This window comes from Massilia sp. R2A-15 (assembly GCF_030704305.1).
GTDB lineage: Bacteria > Pseudomonadota > Gammaproteobacteria > Burkholderiales > Burkholderiaceae_D > JAFCUW01.
The window spans coordinates 3712645-3728537 of the sequence record NZ_CP131935.1 but is presented as its reverse complement, the minus strand read 5'-3'; the positions used below and the strand labels follow the sequence as shown (position 1 = coordinate 3728537).

Below are 15893 nucleotides of genomic sequence, written 5' to 3'. Positions count from 1 at the left end.
CAGGAGCCTATACTGAATATATTCAGCATGGATTCCCGCCTCCGCGGGAATGACGGTTTTTAGTACAACACATATATACAAGGAAGAATCGATTATGTTGTCATGGGACGAAGACACCAACCAGGCGCCACGCGTGCCGCCGGGCGCCGCTGAAGCGCCGGCTGCTGCCGAGGCGGTCGCCAAGCGCGTCAACGCGGACGACAAGCGCATCATCAACGGCAAGACCGACGTCAACCAGCTGGTGCCGTTCAAGTACAAGTGGGCCTGGGACAAATACCTGGCCGGCTGCGCCAACCACTGGATGCCGCAGGAAGTAAACATGCAGCGCGACATCGAGCTGTGGAAGAACCCGAACGGCCTGACCGAAGACGAGCGCCGTCTGGTCAAGCGCAACCTCGGCTTCTTCGTGACCGCCGACTCGCTGGCCGCCAACAACATCGTGCTGGGCACCTACCGCCACATCACGGCGCCGGAATGCCGCCAGTACCTGCTGCGCCAGGCGTTCGAAGAGGCGATCCACACCCACGCCTACCAGTACATCGTCGAGTCGCTCGGCCTGGACGAGTCGGAGATCTTCAACGCCTACAACGAGATCAAGTCGATCCGTGACAAGGACGAGTTCCTGATCCCGTTCATCAATACGCTGACCGATCCAGAGTTCAAGACCGGCACCGTCGAATCCGACCAGACCCTGCTCAAGTCGCTGATCGTGTTCGCCTGCCTGATGGAAGGCCTGTTCTTCTACGTCGGCTTCACCCAGATCCTGGCGCTGGGCCGCCAGAACAAGATGATGGGCGCGGCCGAGCAGTACCAGTACATCCTGCGCGACGAATCGATGCACTGCAATTTTGGCATCGACCTGATCAACACGATCAAGATGGAAAACCCGCTGCTGTGGACGCCGGCCTTCCGCGAAGAGATCAAGGCCCTGTTCCTGAAGGCGGTCGACCTCGAGTACGCGTACGCCGAAGACACCATGCCGCGCGGCGTGCTGGGCCTGAACGCGTCGATGTTCAAGGGCTACCTGCGCTTCATCGCGAATCGCCGCTCGGTGCAGATCGGCCTCGAGCCGCTGTTCCCGCAGGAAGAAAATCCGTTCCCGTGGATGAGCGAGATGATCGACATGAAGAAGGAGCGCAACTTCTTCGAGACGCGCGTGACCGAGTACCAGACCGGCGGCGCGCTGAACTGGGAGTAAATATCCCGCCGCCAGACTTCGGTTTGGCACGACACGAAAAAGCCCGGCGAACTCCGCCGGGTTTTTTTTATGGGTCTGCGCCGCGCGAATGTCCGGGGTCTGGTCCTGCGGAGCGACGGGGACGCCGAGTCCCCATTTTTTTTCAGCGACAGCGAAGCAGCGCGCGCAGAAAAAAACGCCGCGATGATCGCGACGACGAAATCGCGTTGCTGCGACACGACGAAATCATCGCGACGCGCGCGCGTCGTCGAAACGCGATGAACTCACTGCTCGCGCAACACCGCTCTTTGCCGCCGGCGATTCGATCACAACCGGCTCAGCCGCCAATCTGCGGCGAGCGAAATCAACGCCACTTCGCATAGCGCCCTTAGGTACGGTCGATATGCGAAGCGATGGTCTGCGACAGCAGAGCGTTTGCATCCGCATGCAAGCGCAGCGCCACGCTATCGCATCGCGCATTTCCATCGCTTCGAGCACGCGCGCGACGCGTGTTCGCGCACGCGCGACGCGCAAACTGCGGCGCGCATCACGCATCGCGCGCAAACGATTTTAAAAAAGCTCGCGAAATAGTGAGTGCGCCAGTTGCGCACTAGTAAGGTTTTCGTGTACTTTACGAGATTGAAATTGTCGAAATGAGAATGCGCGGATTTTTCGAGCGAGCTTCGACAAAAAAACAGATCAAAATAGGACGTTGATTCACACAGATATGCACCTGACCTCACCGCAAAAACTGAGCCGCGCTGCCTGATCCCGATCAGGCATGGCGGCTTTTTCGTTTCGTGGTTGGTGCAAACAAGATGTGGACTGCGACCTGGTAGTACCGATTTCTGTCGCCGCATTGAACGCGGCGACGACGGCTGAAGTGCTGCAATCGTGAGGAGTTGCAGCAGTTCAGCTGGTGCCGAATTCATTAGCATAAACAAGCCACGCGGTTTGTGCCGATGAATAATTCGCTCGACCAATACGGGTCGGACGGGTTTAAACCTTGTAGCGTATTTTTTTCATCGCAGATGAAGGAGAACTCAAATGGCAACAGCCGCAAAGAAACCAGCAGCAAAGAAACCGGCCGCGAAAGCCGCCGCCAAGCCAGCAGCGAAAGCTGCAGCTAAACCAGCAGCAGCGAAGAAAACCGCAGCAGCCAAGCCGGCCGCCAAGCCAGCCGCTAAAAAAGCAGCCGCCAAGCCAGCAGCAAAGCCAGCAGTGAAGAAAGCTGCAGCCAAGCCAGCAGCGAAGAAGGCCGCTCCAAAAGCAGCAGCAAAGCCAGTCGCGAAAAAAGCCGCAGCCAAGCCAGCAGCAAAGAAAGCCGCTCCAAAGGCAGCAGCAAAGCCAGTAGCGAAAAAAGCAGCAGCCAAGCCAGCAGCGAAAAAAGCCGCTCCAAAGGCAGCAGCAAAGAAAGCCGCTCCTAAAAAAGCAGCAGCCAAGCCAGTAGCGAAAAAAGCCGCAGCCAAGCCAGCAGCGAAGAAAGCCGCTCCAAAAGCAGCAGCCAAGAAAGCCGCTCCTAAGAAAGCCGCAGCCAAGCCAGCAGCCAAAAAAGCCGCAGCCAAGCCAGCAGCGAAGAAAGTAGCGACCAAAGCCGCAGCCAAGCCAGCGGCCAAGAAGGCAGCGGCCAAGCCGGCAGCGAAGAAGGCCGCTCCAAAAGCAGCCGCAAAGAAACCAGCAGCAAAGAAACCAGCAGCAACTAAAGCAGCGGCCAAGCCAGCAGCAAAGAAGGTGGCGGCTAAGCCAGCAGCAAAAAAGTCCGTTAAGGCGGCGGCCAAGCCAGCAGCAGCGCCAGCTTCTGCAGCAGCACCTGCACCAGCAGCCAAGCCAGTAGCGAAAAAAGCTGCTGCGCCGAAGAAGCCTGCAGCGCCTAAAGCGCCAGCAACGCCGAAGCCGGCCGCAGCGCCAGCTGCTGCGCCAGCGGCAGCACCTGCAGCCGCAGCGCCAGCACCAGCTCCTGCTCCGGCAGCGAAGACCGTGTTGTCGCCAGCAGCAGCATGGCCGTTCCCGACCAGCAGCCGTCCTTAATAGGCAGCCGGGCCTGGATCAGGCAGAATACCGCTGTGTGACTTCGTATCACACAGCGGTTTTTTATTTTAAGGAGTCGTTGTGCTCAGTATTCTCCAGTTGATCGTGGATGCCGCCGCCACCGTGCTTGGCGGCGTATTGCTGCTGCGTTTCTGGATGCAGGCGATTCGCGTACGGCCACCGGCCTCGGTGGCGCAATTTACCTTTACCCTTTCCGACTGGCTGGTGCGCCCCTTGCGCCGGCTGGTGCCCGGCGTCGGCGGCTACGACTGGGCCAGCCTGATCGGCGCCTTCCTGGTGGTGATGCTGGCGACCTCGGTGCTCTTCCTGGCCGGCTACAACGGCCAGACCGTGTTCCTGATGGCGCTGTACCGCTTCCTGAACTGGATCCTGTATGGTTTCATGGCCTTGCTGGTGATCGAGGCGATCTTCAGCTGGGTCAACCCGCACGCGCCGCTCGCGCCGCTGGTGCGCGCGCTGAATGATCCGCTGCTGCGTCCCCTGCGCCGGGTCGTGCCGCTGCTCGGCGGCCTGGACCTGTCGCTGCTGGTGGCGCTGATCCTCTTGCAGATCGCCCAGCTCCTGCTGCGCATGGCGTTCGGGTTCTGATGACCCGCGCCTGGTGTTCCGCACTGCCGGGCGGCGTGCGGATCGCCGTCCAGATTACCCCCAACGCGAAGAAGACCGAAGTGGTCGGCGTGCTCGATGACGCCCTCAAGCTGAAGCTGCAGGCGCAGCCGATCGAAGGGAAGGCGAATGAGGCGCTGGTGAAGTGGCTGGCCGCGGCATTGTCGGTGCCGAGGAGCGCGGTGGTCATTACCCACGGGCTGACCAGCAAACGCAAACTGGTCGAGGTGATGTCTTCCACGCTGTCGGTGGCGGATGTCGTGCGGGTGCTGGCGCCCGCCGCGGACTAAAAAATGGGGTCAGGTCCGCAGGACCAGACCCCGATGCTGCTGACGCCAGCTTTTCAGAAGCGGTAGCCGAACTCTTTTTCGAAGCGGTCGGCGATCTCCGCCGCCGTAAACACATGGTTCTGGCCGCCCTGCGACGCGATCTTGATCGATCCGAGCAGGCTCGCGAGCCGGCCCGTCGTCGGCCAGTCAAAGCCGTTGGCGATGCCGTACAGGAGGCCGGCGCGATAGGCGTCGCCGCAGCCGGTCGGGTCCACTACCGCCGCCGCCTTCACGCTCGGGATGTCGAAGCGCTGGCCGCCCGCGTAGATCTCCGAGCCTTTTTCGCCGCGCGTGACGATCAACGCATCGAGTTTGGCGGCGATATCGGCCAGCGTCAGCCCGGTGCGGTCCATCAGCATCTCGAATTCGTAGTCGTTGGCCGCCACGTAGCTGGCCTTGTTGATGAAGTCGATCAGCTCTTCGCCGCTGAACATCGGCAGCTGCTGGCCCGGGTCGAACATGAACGGCACCCTCTGCGCCGCGCAGTCGGTGGCGTGCTTGAGCATGCCGTCGCGGCCGTCCGGGGCGATGATGGCCACCCGCAGCTCGCCGTGGTCGGCCACGTTGTTCTCGTGCGCGAACTGCATCGCGCCCGGATGGAAGGCGTTGATCTGGTTGTTGTCCAGGTCCGCCGTGACGAAGCACTGGGCCGTGTAGGCATGGCCGATCTTGCGGATCGCGCGCGTGGCGATGCCCAGCTGCTCGAAGCGCTCCATGTACTCGCCGCCGTCCTGGCCGATGGTCGCCATGATCAGCGGGTCGCCGCCCAGCATCTTGAGGTTGTAGGCGATGTTCGCCGAGCAGCCGCCGAACTCGGTGCGCAGGGTCGGCACCAGGAACGAGACGTTCACCTTGTGCAGCTGGTCGGCCATCAGCGCGTCGGAAAAGCGGCCGTGGTACTGCATGATCTTGTCGAAAGCGAGCGATCCGCAGATCAGGGTGGTCTTGTTCATGTGTGGGGCCTATGGATAGAAGATGGCGATATGGTAGCCGGAAGCCTTGACCTGGGTCAGTTCGAAAAACACTTTCACCGGCTGCTCGGAGCGCGGCGCGAAGCCCTTGGCGGCGATGGCCGGCGGCAGGTAGTTGACAGGGGCGATCACGCGCCGCACCAGCGCCTTGTCGTTGGCGTCGGTGAGCGTCAGCTCGAGATGCGGCCACGCCTGCGCCAGGCCGCTCTGGTTGCGCAGCAGGGTGACGTAGGAAAAGGTGGTGGCGTTCACCGGTTGCAGTTCGCCCGTTTCGACGCTTAGCTCGTCGATCTGCGCCGGCAGTTCGACCTTGCAGCCGAAGACGGCGCAGGCGGTGGTCAGCATCGGCCTGGTTTGCGGGTAGCGCGCCGCCAGCACGTTGCGGAAAGTCGTCACGCCCTGAGCGGCCAGCGCCAGCAGCAGCAGCGCCGAGCCGGCGGCCATGATCATGCCGCGGGTGCGGCCGGTTTCTTCGCGCAGGCGGCTGCGCCGGACAAACTCGGGCTCCTCGACCGCGAACTCGGCATCGGGAACGACCGGTTCGGGCGAAAATACGATGGGCTCCGGCGGCTTGCGCTTGGCGTTGTGGCGGCGCACCGATTTGGCGATGGCCACCTCGGCATCGGGGACGGCGGCGGGCAGCGGCGCGGCGGCGGCCGAGGCGCGCATCAGCAGTTGTGCCGGCGGCGGCGCGGGCGGCTCGGTCTCCAGATGCGGGGGCGCGTCGTCCGGCGGGGGCAGGGCGGTGAGTTCCTCGTCGACTGGCAACGATGAAGATGGGGTCAGGTCCGCGGGACCAGACCCCGATACTGTTGGCGCCGTCGGCTCCGGCTCCGGTTCCGGCTTCACCGGCTCCGGCACGATCCCGAACGGATCGAAGGTGGTGTCGAAGTCGAGCGTGTAGACAGGTTCTTCGGCTTCCGCGGCCTCCTTGGCGTCGATCGCGGCGATTTCGGCATCGAACGCGTCGCTCGCCGATGGCGCGGGAGCCGGCAGAACTTCAGCGGGGGGAGGGGGCGGCGCGGGAACGGCGTCGAGGTCGACCAGCGCGGCGTTGCCGTCGAAGACTTCGCCGCAGGCGCCGCAGCGCACTATGCCCCCACGTAACTTCAACTGGTCCGAGGCGACCCGGAAAGTCGTGTTGCAGTGAGGGCAAATAGTGGCGAGCGCCATGCCTTTGCTACGCGCGGGCAGGTGGAACGGTATCGCTGCCAAGGACGCCGTGCAGCGCCACCCAGCCTTCGTGCTCCGCCCATACGCCCAGCTTGATGAACGGCGCGTAGGCGGCGATCACTTCGTCGGCCTGGCGCGCCAGCACGCCCGACAGGGTGAGCGAGCCGCCCGGGGCGATGCGGCCGGAAAGCATCGGCGCCATCAGTTTCAGCGGGTTGGTCAGGATGTTGGCGACCACCGCGTCGAACTTGCCGGTCGCGTGCTGCGCCTTGGGCGACTGGGCGAAATCGTCCGGCAGGTAGAAGTCGATCTCGACATGGTTGCGCGCGGCGTTCTCGCGCGCCGACTCGATCGCCTGCGGATCGATATCGACGCCGGCCACGTCGCCCGCGCCCATCTTCTTGGCGACCATCGCCAGGATGCCGGAACCGCAGCCGTAGTCGAGGACCGTCTGGCCCGGCTTCGGATGCGCTTCGAGCCACTCCATGCACAGGCGGGTGGTCGGATGGCTGCCGGTGCCGAACGCCAGGCCCGGATCGAGTTCGAGGATCAGCGCCTGCGGATCGGGCGCCTCGTGCCAGCTCGGCACGACCCAGATGTTCTTGCCGATGTGGATAGGCGCGAACTGCGACTGCGTCAGGCGCACCCAGTCCTCGTCAGCCACGTCGCGCGTGGTGAACGCGGGCGCCGCGGCCAGGCCGATGCTGGCGGCCGCTTCGGCCACGATCGCGGCCTGGTCGGCATCGACATCGGTCAGCGCGACCACACGGCTGTGGTCCCACGCCGCTTCGGCCGGCTCCATGCCAGGTTCGCCGAACAGCGGCTTTTCCTGGTCGGTGCCTTCGTCCGCGTCTTCCACCGAAACCGACAGCGCGCCCGCTTCCATCAAGGCGTCGGATAACGCCTCGGCATGGTCGCGCGCGATTTCGATGACTACTTCGGTCCAGCTCATTGCTCTGCCTTGTCTTCCGGCTTGCCGCTCAGCGAAGGCACTTTCGGCAGGTCCGGCTTGTTGGCCAGCTTCTGCTCGAGGTAGTGGATGTTGGTGCCGCCTTCGATGAAGCGCGCATCGACCATCAGTTCGCGGTGCAGCGGGATGTTGGTCATGATACCTTCGACCACCATTTCCGACAGCGCGATCTGCATGCGGCGGATCGCCTGCTCGCGCGTGGCGCCGTAAGCGATGACCTTGCCGATCATCGAATCGTAGTGCGGCGGCACGTAATAGCCGGCGTAGGCATGCGAATCGACGCGCACGCCAGGACCGCCCGGCACGTGCCAGCCGGTGATGCGGCCAGGCGACGGGGTGAACTTGAACGGGTCTTCGGCGTTGATGCGGCACTCGACCGCGTGGCCCGACAGCATGATGTCGCGCTGGCGGAAACGCAGCTTCTCGCCGCAGGCAATGCGGATCTGCTCCTGCACGATGTCGATGCCGGTGATCATCTCGGTGACCGGGTGTTCGACCTGCACGCGCGTGTTCATCTCGATGAAGTAGAACTCGCCGTTCTCGTACAGGAACTCGAAGGTGCCCGCGCCGCGGTAGCCGATCTTGCGGCACGCTTCGGCGCAGCGGTCGCCGATCTTCTCGATCAGTTTGCGCGGGATGCCCGGCGCCGGCGCTTCCTCGATCACTTTCTGGTGGCGGCGCTGCATCGAGCAGTCGCGCTCGCCCAGCCAGACCGCGTTCTTGTGCTCGTCGGCGAGGATCTGGATCTCCACGTGGCGCGGATTTTCCAGGTACTTCTCCATGTACACTTCCGGATTGCCGAAGGCGGTGCCCGCTTCGGTCTTGGTCATTGCGACCGCGTTCAGCAGGGCCGCTTCGGTATGCACCACGCGCATGCCGCGACCGCCGCCGCCGCCGGCCGCCTTGATGATGACCGGATAGCCGACACGGCGCGCGGTCTGCACGATCTCTTTCGGGTCGTCCGGCAGCGCGCCGTCCGAGCCTGGCACGCAAGGCACGCCGGCCTTGATCATGGCCTGCTTGGCCGAGACCTTGTCGCCCATCAGGCGGATCGAGTCCGAGCGCGGGCCGATGAAGACGAAGCCCGATTTTTCCACGCGTTCGGCGAAGTCGGCGTTCTCCGACAGGAAGCCGTAGCCTGGGTGAATCGCTTCGGCGTCGGTCACTTCGGCGGCGCTGATAATGGCCGGCATGTTCAGGTACGACAGCGTCGATTGCGCGGGGCCGATGCAGACCGATTCGTCGGCCAGCTTCACGTATTTCGCGTCCTTGTCCGCTTCGGAGTGAACGACAACCGTCTTGATGCCCATTTCGCGGCAAGCGCGCTGGATCCGCAGCGCGATTTCACCACGATTGGCGATGAGAATTTTTTCAAACATGGTAGGTTCGGTGTTTCTGTGAGGTCCGGCCGAAGCCGGGAACTGCATGGTGAATCAGGAGCGCCGCGGCCCGCGCCGGGGCCGCAGGGGCTGCTTAGCCGATCACGAACAATGGTTGACCGAATTCGACCGGCTGGCCGTTTTCAACCAGGATCTTGGTCACGACGCCGGACACTTCCGAGTCGATTTCGTTGAGCAGCTTCATCGCTTCGATGATGCACAGGGTGTCGCCTTCCTTGATGGTGGCGCCAACTTCGACGAACGCCGGCGAACCTGGCGCGGACGAACGGTAGAAGGTGCCGACCATCGGCGACTTGACGATGTGGCCGGTTGGCTCGGCGGCAACGGCGGCCACTGGCGCGGCGGCCGGGGCAGGTGCGTGGGCCGGTGCGGCGTACTGCTGGGGCATGCCCTGCGATGGCATCATCATCATCTGGCCTTGCGGCATGGCCGACGTTTTGACGATGCGAACCTTGCTTTCGCCTTCAGTCACTTCGAGTTCGGCGATATCCGATTCGGCGACCAGGTCGATCAAGGTCTTGAGCTTTCGTAGATCCATGTGAAACCCCTTGGAATTATTGTGGTTGTAAAGGTAAGCGGCGCGCCTGGGTAAAGCGTGCCGCCAAAATTGCGTGAAGTTGACGAAGATTAACGCTTTTTGAGCGCGAAGTCGATGGCATACCGATATCCGTCCGTGCCGAGTCCGCAGATCGTGCCGGCCGCGATGGCGGAGAGGAACGAATGGTGGCGGAACGGTTCGCGCTGATGAATGTTCGATATGTGTACTTCCACGAACGGTATCTCAACTGCGGCGAACGCGTCGCGCAATGCGACACTGGTATGGGTCAGCCCGCCGGGATTGATGATGATCGCGCCGACGCCTTCGGTCTTGGCGGCGTGGATGCGGTCGATCAGGGCGCCTTCGTGATTGCTTTGGAAGCAAGCGAGGCTCGCGCCGGCCGCTTCCGCCTGCGTTTTGGCCGCGCGTTCGACGTCCGCGAGAGTCTCGCTGCCGTACACCGCGGGTTCCCGCGTGCCGAGCAAATTCAAATTAGGGCCATTCAGCAGCAGCAGCTTGTTTACCATGTTCGGCGGTATCGAATGACGCGAAAGTCTGGCATTTTGCCGCCAACATCGGGGAATGGCAAGCGATAAAATTGCTCGCGCAAGTAATAGAACGACCGTTCGCACCACGATGCCGTCGTCTTCGCCACTGGCGGAGACGACTTCCTGCGGAGGCAGGAACCCATGCTGAGCTAGCCGTATGGAGAAAGCAAACTCGGCATGGGTACCTGCCTTCGCAGGTACGACACCCTATATTAGAGCTTGGCCAGGTCGGCCTTCAGTTCCTTGAACTTGATCTGCCCCAGGTAGGTCTTCTTGACCTTCCCGTCGGCCCCGATCAGCACCGTGTACGGCAAGCCGCCGGCCTTGTTGCCGAACTCGCGCGCCAGGTCGGTGCCGGTCATGCCCGCCACGTACAGCGGATACGTGACTTTCACCTTGGCGGCGAACTGCGCGATGTTGGTCGGCGTATCGATGCCGATGCCGATCACCCCGATGTTCTTCGGCGCGATCTCGCTGGCCAGCTCGGCCAGTTCCGGCATCTCCTTGACGCAGGGCGCGCACCACGGCGCCCAGAAATTGACGATCAGCGCCTTGCCTTTATACATCGACAATGCCTGCGCCTTGCCGGCCGAATCGTTCATCGACTGCGCGAACAGCGCGCTGACCGCGCCGGCAGCGGCGGGCGCCGGGGCCGGCGCGTTCTTCATGCCGACGGCGGCGCCGGCCACGGCGCAGGTGAGGGCGACGGCAATAATGACCAAGTTTTTCTTATTCATGGAGTTCCGGTTTCTGGAGTGGAGGCGAGCAGCCCGCGCACCGCGTCGATGTCGGCGCGGTGAGGGCTGCCGTCGGCGCGCGGCTTGAGGGCGCCGCGCAGGTCGTTCATTTCATACAGTTCGGCGTGCACCTGCTGCTTGCGCCAGTGGAAGCTGACGGTTTCCACGGGATCGTGGCGGCCGCCCTTGAAATGCGGCGTTTCGGAGATGTCTATATTAACGTCGCGATCGAGCAGGAACATGATGACGTCCTTGGCGCTGTCGGCGAACAATTGCAGGTGGATGTCGTCGTGCTCGCCGGCGGTGCCGTTTAGCACTGCGCCGGTCAGGTAAGGACGGAACTGTTCCAGCTGTTCCATTACCTGCAGCGCCAGTTCGCGCAAGCGGTGCAGCTGCGCCGGCTGCGTGTCGCCCTGGAACAGTGCCTGGTATCTGCGCACTTCGTCTTCGATTTCGAGGTTATCGGGCAGCAGGTTCGGCCGCGGCTGGTCGTCGCCGAGCACCTGGCGCGCGGCCTTGCGCTTGGCGGCGTCGTAATCGGCGCCGTCCTGGGCAATCATGCGTGCCGCGCGCGCGGCGATTTCCGCGCGCAGCAGAGTGGGATCGTTGTTCTGAGTGGCCATCATGGGCGAGATGATACTCTGGAACGGAAAACCCCGGCGGGTCGGGTAAAATCGCGTATTCGACAATTTAACCAGTGCGTACAAGCATCGCTCGGCGCCGCCCACGACCATCATGCATATTCATATTCTCGGCATCTGCGGTACCTTCATGGGCGGCCTGGCCGTCCTCGCCAAGGAGGCCGGCCACCGCGTGACGGGCTGCGACGCCAACGTCTATCCGCCGATGAGCACCCAACTCGAAGCCCAGGGCATCGAGCTGATCCAGGGCTTCGGGCCGGAGCAGGTCAACCTGAACCCGGACCTGTACGTGGTCGGCAACGTCGTCTCGCGCGGCAACCCGCTGGTCGAGGAAATCCTCAACCGTTCGCTGCCGTACATGTCCGGCCCGCAGTGGATCGGCGAGCACATCCTGCGCAACAAGTGGGTGCTGGCCGTGGCCGGCACGCATGGCAAGACCACCACCTCGGCGATGCTGGCCTGGATACTGGAAGACGCCGGCTACTCGCCCGGCTTCCTGATCGGCGGCGTGCCGATGAACTTCGGCATCTCCGCGCGCTTGCAGGGCGCCGCCGAGTCCGACTTCTTCGTCATCGAGGCCGACGAGTACGACACCGCCTTCTTCGACAAGCGCAGCAAGTTCGTCCACTACCACGCCAAGACCGCGGTGATGAACAACCTCGAATATGATCACGCCGACATCTTCCCCGACATCGGCGCCATCGAAACCCAATTCCACCACCTGGTGCGCACCGTGCCGGGCGTGGGCCGCCTGGTCGTCAACGGCGACGAGGCCTCGCTGGCGCGCGTGATGAAGCGCGGCTGCTGGAGCGAGCACGAAAGCTTCGGCGCCGGCGAGCACGTCAACTGGTCCATGGTCGAGCACCAGGGCGGCGACTTCGACGTCGTATTCAACGGCGAGACCGTCGGCACCGTCAACTGGAGCCTGACCGGGCGCCACAACCGCTCCAACGCGCTGGCCGCGATCGCCGCGGCGCGCCACGTCGGCGTGCCGGTCGCGCAGGCGGCCGAATCGCTGGCGCGCTTCGAGAGCGTCAAGCGGCGCATGGAAGTGCGCGGCGTCGTCAACGGCATCACCGTCTACGACGACTTCGCCCACCATCCGACCGCGATCGCCACCACCGTCGGCGGCCTGCGCCAGAAGATTGGCGGCGAGGGCCGCATCCTGGCCGTGCTCGAGCCGCGCTCGAACACCATGAAGCTGGGCGCGATGAAGGATGCGCTGCCGGGCAGCCTGAAGGACGCCGACCTGGTGTTCGGCTTCGGCAGCCAGCAGGCGCTGGGCTGGAGCCTGGCCGACGCGCTGCGCCCGCTCGGTACGATCGCGCACAGCTTCGACCAGATCGACTTCCTGGTGCAGGCGGTGTCGCAGGCCGCCAAGCCGGGCGACCATATCCTCGTGATGAGCAACGGCGGCTTCGGCGGCGTGCACCAGAAGCTGCTCGAGGCGCTGGCAAAATGATTCTGTATTTGCACGGGTTCCGCTCGTCGCCGGCGTCGTTCAAGGCGCGCGTGGTGGCCAGCAAGATGGCGGACCTCGGCCGCGCCGGTGAGCTGGTGTGCCCGCAGCTTCCCGCCTCGCCGAAAGAAGCGATGGCGCTGGCCGTCGCGCTGGTCGGCGACACGCCGGCGGGCGAACTGGCGATCGTCGGCTCCTCGCTGGGCGGTTTCTACGCGACCTGGCTGGCCGAGCGCTTCGGCTGCCGCGCCGTGCTGCTGAACCCCGCGATCGAACCGCTGAAGGACCTCGACCAGCACGTCGGCGTCACCACCGCCTGGCACTCGGACGAGCCGTTCGAGTTCAAGCGCGAGTACATCGACGAACTGCGCGAGCTGGCTGTCGAACAAATCACGCGCCCGGAACGCTATTTCCTGATCGCCGCCACCGGCGACGAAGTGCTCGACTACCGCGACATGGTGCGCCACTACGCCGGCGCGCGCCAGGTCGTCATCGACGGCAGCAACCATGCGATCACCGAATTTGCCGATTACGTCGACGACGTGCTGGCCTTCTGCCTGCCGGAAGCGGCGCAGTGAGGCCAGGCTCGCTGCGCCAGGCGCGCTGGCACCGTCACGTCAACGCGGTTGCGCCCACCGATGCGATGCGCGCCTGGCTGACCGAAGGCGGTTCGCTGACGGCGCGCCTGATGCGCCACAGTGCCGCCTTCCGCGTGCAGAAGCTGCATCAGCGCAGCGCCCTGTGCCTCTCCGACGAGGCGCAGAAGATCGGCATGGCGCGTCCCGGCCGGGTGTGGGAGCGCGAAGTGCTGCTGCGCTGCGACGGCGAGCCGGTGGTGTTCGCCCATACCGTCGTGCCCCTGTCGGCCAGCGCGAGCGACTGGCCGCTGTTTGGCCACCTGGGCGAACGCTCGCTGGGCAGCACGCTGTTTTACGATCCGCTGGTGCGGCGCGGCGAGCTGGAATTTGCCCGCCTGCGCGCCGGCCACCCGCTGGTGCAGCGCGCCCATGCCGCGCTCGGCGGCGCCGAGGACACCATTTACTATGCGCGCCGCTGCCTGTACCGGCGCCATCAAGGCACCCTGCTGGTCACCGAGGTATTCTTGCCTTCAGTCATCAACCTGATTGCCGCCCCAACATTAAAGAACGTGAAGTGAACAATGAATCTATTTTTTGAAGAATCCGGCGATTTCAAGGTCGGCACCGTGCTGTCGCAGGCGGGCGAGGCGTATCAGGTTGAAATGCCAAGCGGCAAGCGCACCAAGGTCAAGGTCAAGGACGTGCTGCTGCAGTACGAAAAGCCGGCGCCGGCCGAACTGCTGGAGCAGGCCAAGGCGATCGCCGCCGAGGTGGACCTGGAATTTTTGTGGGAAGTCGCGGGCCAGGAAGAGTTCGGCTTTGCCGACCTGGCGGCCGAATACGTCGGCCACGCGCCGCAGCCGGCCGAATCCGCCGGCCTGATCCTGGCGCTGCACAACGCGCCGATCTACTTCTATAAAAAGGGACGCGGACGCTACAAGGCCGCGCCCGAGCAGTCGCTGCGCGCCGCGCAAGCCGGCATCGAAAAGAAAAAGCAGCAGGCCGTGATCCAGGCCGGCTATGTCGAGGAACTGAAGGCAGGGCGCCTGCCGGCGGCGATGCAGCCGATCGTGCAGCAGCTGCTGTTTAAGCCCGACAAGAACACCATCGAATACAAGGCGATGGAAGCGGCGTGCGAAGAACTGCACACCACGCCGCAGCGCCTGATGCTGGAAACCGGCGGCATCGCGTCGCCGAAAGACCTGCACATGACGCGCTTCCTGTTCGAGAATTTCCCGCGCGGCGCCGGCTTCCCGAGCGTGCCGGTGCCGGCCACGCCGGGCGGCTTGCCGGCCGCCGATGTCGCCGCGTTCTCGATCGACGACGTCACCACCACCGAAATCGACGACGCCTTCTCGGTGACGACACTTGCCGACGGCAAGGTCAAGGTCGGCATCCACATCGCCGCGCCGGGACTGGGCATCCGTCCGGACGACGCGGTCGACAAGATGGCGCGCGGTCGCATGTCCACCGTGTATATGCCGGGCGACAAAATCACCATGCTGCCGGACGAAGTGGTCGAGGCCTTCACGCTGGCCGAGGGCAAGACCTGCCCGGCGCTGTCGCTGTACGCCACGCTCGATCCGTCCGACTGGTCAGTGCTGGCTACCGAAACGCGCGCCGAGATGGTGCCGATCAAGAGCAACCTGCGCCACAATAATCTCGACGACCTGGTCAACGAGGAGACTTTGGCCAGCGGCGAGGGCGACTACCCCCACAAGGCCGAGATGATGCAGCTGTGGCAGTGGGCGCTCAAGCTCGAAGCCGGCCGCATGAAAAAGCGCGAAGAGTTCGGCCTCAAGCCCGAGCAGAACAACCGCGTCGACTACAACTTCTACGTGGACGACGACGTGGTGTCGGTGGTCAAGCGCAAGCGCGGCGCGCCGCTCGACAAGATCGTCGCCGAGCTGATGATCTTCGCGAACAGCACCTGGGGCAAGCTGCTGCACGACAGCGGCGTGCCGGGGATCTACCGTTCGCAAGGCACCGGCGGCGGCGCGGGCTGGGCGGCCAAGCTGCAGGTGCGCATGGTCACGCACGCGGCGCCGCACCAGGGCCTGGGCGTGGACCAGTACGCGTGGAGCACCTCGCCGTTGCGCCGCTACACCGACCTGGTCAACCAGTGGCAGATCCTGGCCTGCGCCGAGCATGGCGTGACCGCGCCGCTGGTGGCGCCGTTCAAGCAGCGCGACGCCAGCCTGTTTGCGATCGTGTCGGCGTTCGACGCGGCGTATTCGGCCTACAACGACCATCAGCAGAACATGGAACGCTACTGGTGCCTGCGCTGGCTGGGCCAGGAAGACGCGCGCCAGGTCGAAGCGGTCGTGCTCAAGGACGAAGTGCTGCGCCTGACCGACATCCCGCTGGTGATCCGCCTGCCGGGCATGCCGCAGGTGGCGCGCGGCGCCCAGGTCAAGCTCGACATCCTGCGCTGGGACGAGGTCGACCTGTCGATCGAGGCGCGCCTGCTGGAAGTGCAGCAGACGGAAGCGGTCGAACTGGGCGACGACGAGGAAGACACGGGCGAAGCCGCCGCGACCGAAGCGGTCGAAGCAGAAGGCGCGGTCGCCGTCGTGGACGCGGGGTCTGGTCCTGCGGACCTGACCCCATCTTCGGAAGCCGACGCAGCATAAAAAAATGGGGGTGGAGCAGGGGTTTAGCGAAGCGAAGCTTCGCACCTGCGGAACGGTCGAGCCTTGCAAGGCTCGACTCCTTCC

At 64.1% G+C, this 15893-nt stretch carries 17 protein-coding genes; 7 read left to right on the top strand and 10 right to left on the bottom strand.

Features of this window, described 5'->3' with window-relative positions:
- Positions 1 to 94: 94 nt before the first annotated feature.
- Positions 95 to 1198 (top strand): ribonucleotide-diphosphate reductase subunit beta, encoded by a 1104-nt coding sequence (locus tag Q4S45_RS17060; RefSeq protein ID WP_305506293.1) that lies wholly within the window; start codon positions 95 to 97, stop codon positions 1196 to 1198.
- A gap of 1022 nt (positions 1199 to 2220) precedes the next feature.
- Here Q4S45_RS17060 and Q4S45_RS23230 read toward each other — a convergent pair.
- Together Q4S45_RS23230 and Q4S45_RS23225 are read right to left on the bottom strand one after the other, a co-directional pair.
- Entirely contained in the window at positions 2221 to 2955 is a 735-nt protein-coding gene (locus Q4S45_RS23230) for a hypothetical protein (RefSeq protein WP_374046046.1), read from the bottom strand.
- 92 nt (positions 2956 to 3047) lie between these two features.
- On the bottom strand, positions 3048 to 3257 hold the full coding sequence (locus Q4S45_RS23225; protein WP_374046045.1) for a hypothetical protein: 210 nt from the start codon (positions 3255 to 3257) through the stop codon (positions 3048 to 3050).
- Between the two features lie 47 nt (positions 3258 to 3304).
- Here Q4S45_RS23225 and Q4S45_RS17050 point away from each other — a divergent pair, with 47 nt between their 5' ends.
- Both Q4S45_RS17050 and Q4S45_RS17045 read left to right on the top strand, forming a co-directional pair.
- Positions 3305 to 3814 carry a YggT family protein gene (locus Q4S45_RS17050; RefSeq protein ID WP_305512136.1) on the top strand — a complete coding sequence of 170 codons (510 nt, stop codon included), beginning with the start codon at positions 3305 to 3307 and terminating at the stop codon, positions 3812 to 3814.
- On the top strand, positions 3814 to 4122 hold the full coding sequence (locus tag Q4S45_RS17045) for a DUF167 domain-containing protein (RefSeq protein WP_305506289.1): 309 nt from the start codon (positions 3814 to 3816) through the stop codon (positions 4120 to 4122). The genes Q4S45_RS17050 and Q4S45_RS17045 overlap by 1 nt, the downstream gene beginning before the upstream one ends.
- Positions 4123 to 4175: 53 nt before the next feature.
- On the opposite strand, the gene Q4S45_RS17040 is transcribed toward Q4S45_RS17045, so the two are convergent.
- The 8 genes from Q4S45_RS17040 to Q4S45_RS17005 all read right to left on the bottom strand — a co-directional run bounded on the left by Q4S45_RS17040 (position 4176) and on the right by Q4S45_RS17005 (position 11124).
- On the bottom strand, positions 4176 to 5114 hold the full coding sequence (locus Q4S45_RS17040; protein ID WP_305506287.1) for a carbohydrate kinase family protein: 939 nt from the start codon (positions 5112 to 5114) through the stop codon (positions 4176 to 4178).
- Between the two features lie 9 nt (positions 5115 to 5123).
- Entirely contained in the window at positions 5124 to 6305 is a 1182-nt protein-coding gene (locus Q4S45_RS17035) for a zinc-ribbon and DUF3426 domain-containing protein (RefSeq protein ID WP_305506285.1), read from the bottom strand.
- A gap of 7 nt (positions 6306 to 6312) precedes the next feature.
- A complete protein-coding gene (prmA, locus tag Q4S45_RS17030; RefSeq protein ID WP_305506283.1) occupies positions 6313 to 7257 on the bottom strand; it encodes a 50S ribosomal protein L11 methyltransferase in 945 nt (314 codons plus the stop codon).
- Complete coding sequence (gene accC, locus Q4S45_RS17025; protein ID WP_305506281.1) at positions 7254 to 8654, bottom strand: acetyl-CoA carboxylase biotin carboxylase subunit; 1401 nt, start codon at positions 8652 to 8654, stop codon at positions 7254 to 7256. The genes prmA and accC overlap by 4 nt, the downstream gene beginning before the upstream one ends.
- A gap of 94 nt (positions 8655 to 8748) precedes the next feature.
- The gene (gene accB, locus Q4S45_RS17020; RefSeq protein ID WP_305506280.1) at positions 8749 to 9213 is read right to left on the bottom strand and encodes an acetyl-CoA carboxylase biotin carboxyl carrier protein; all 465 of its coding nucleotides are present in this window, start codon (positions 9211 to 9213) and stop codon (positions 8749 to 8751) included.
- A gap of 89 nt (positions 9214 to 9302) precedes the next feature.
- Positions 9303 to 9740, bottom strand: a complete 438-nt coding sequence (aroQ, locus tag Q4S45_RS17015; protein WP_305506278.1) for a type II 3-dehydroquinate dehydratase — start codon at positions 9738 to 9740, stop codon at positions 9303 to 9305.
- A gap of 233 nt (positions 9741 to 9973) precedes the next feature.
- A complete protein-coding gene (locus Q4S45_RS17010) occupies positions 9974 to 10498 on the bottom strand; it encodes a TlpA disulfide reductase family protein (RefSeq protein WP_305506276.1) in 525 nt (174 codons plus the stop codon).
- Positions 10495 to 11124 carry a hypothetical protein gene (locus Q4S45_RS17005; RefSeq protein ID WP_305506274.1) on the bottom strand — a complete coding sequence of 210 codons (630 nt, stop codon included), beginning with the start codon at positions 11122 to 11124 and terminating at the stop codon, positions 10495 to 10497. Before Q4S45_RS17005 ends, Q4S45_RS17010 begins: the two co-directional genes overlap by 4 nt.
- A gap of 145 nt (positions 11125 to 11269) precedes the next feature.
- Between Q4S45_RS17005 and mpl the strand changes: the two genes are divergently transcribed.
- Genes mpl through Q4S45_RS16985 form a run of 4 tightly spaced genes read left to right on the top strand, consistent with a single transcriptional unit; the run spans position 11270 to position 15809 of the window.
- The gene (mpl, locus tag Q4S45_RS17000; protein ID WP_305512135.1) at positions 11270 to 12601 is read left to right on the top strand and encodes a UDP-N-acetylmuramate:L-alanyl-gamma-D-glutamyl-meso-diaminopimelate ligase; all 1332 of its coding nucleotides are present in this window, start codon (positions 11270 to 11272) and stop codon (positions 12599 to 12601) included.
- The gene (locus Q4S45_RS16995; protein WP_305506273.1) at positions 12598 to 13176 is read left to right on the top strand and encodes a YqiA/YcfP family alpha/beta fold hydrolase; all 579 of its coding nucleotides are present in this window, start codon (positions 12598 to 12600) and stop codon (positions 13174 to 13176) included. Before mpl ends, Q4S45_RS16995 begins: the two co-directional genes overlap by 4 nt.
- Positions 13173 to 13754, top strand: a complete 582-nt coding sequence (locus Q4S45_RS16990) for a chorismate lyase (RefSeq protein WP_305506271.1) — start codon at positions 13173 to 13175, stop codon at positions 13752 to 13754. Before Q4S45_RS16995 ends, Q4S45_RS16990 begins: the two co-directional genes overlap by 4 nt.
- Before the next feature lie 3 nt (positions 13755 to 13757).
- Positions 13758 to 15809 (top strand): ribonuclease catalytic domain-containing protein, encoded by a 2052-nt coding sequence (locus Q4S45_RS16985; protein ID WP_305506269.1) that lies wholly within the window; start codon positions 13758 to 13760, stop codon positions 15807 to 15809.
- The last annotated feature ends 84 nt before the right edge of the window (positions 15810 to 15893 follow it).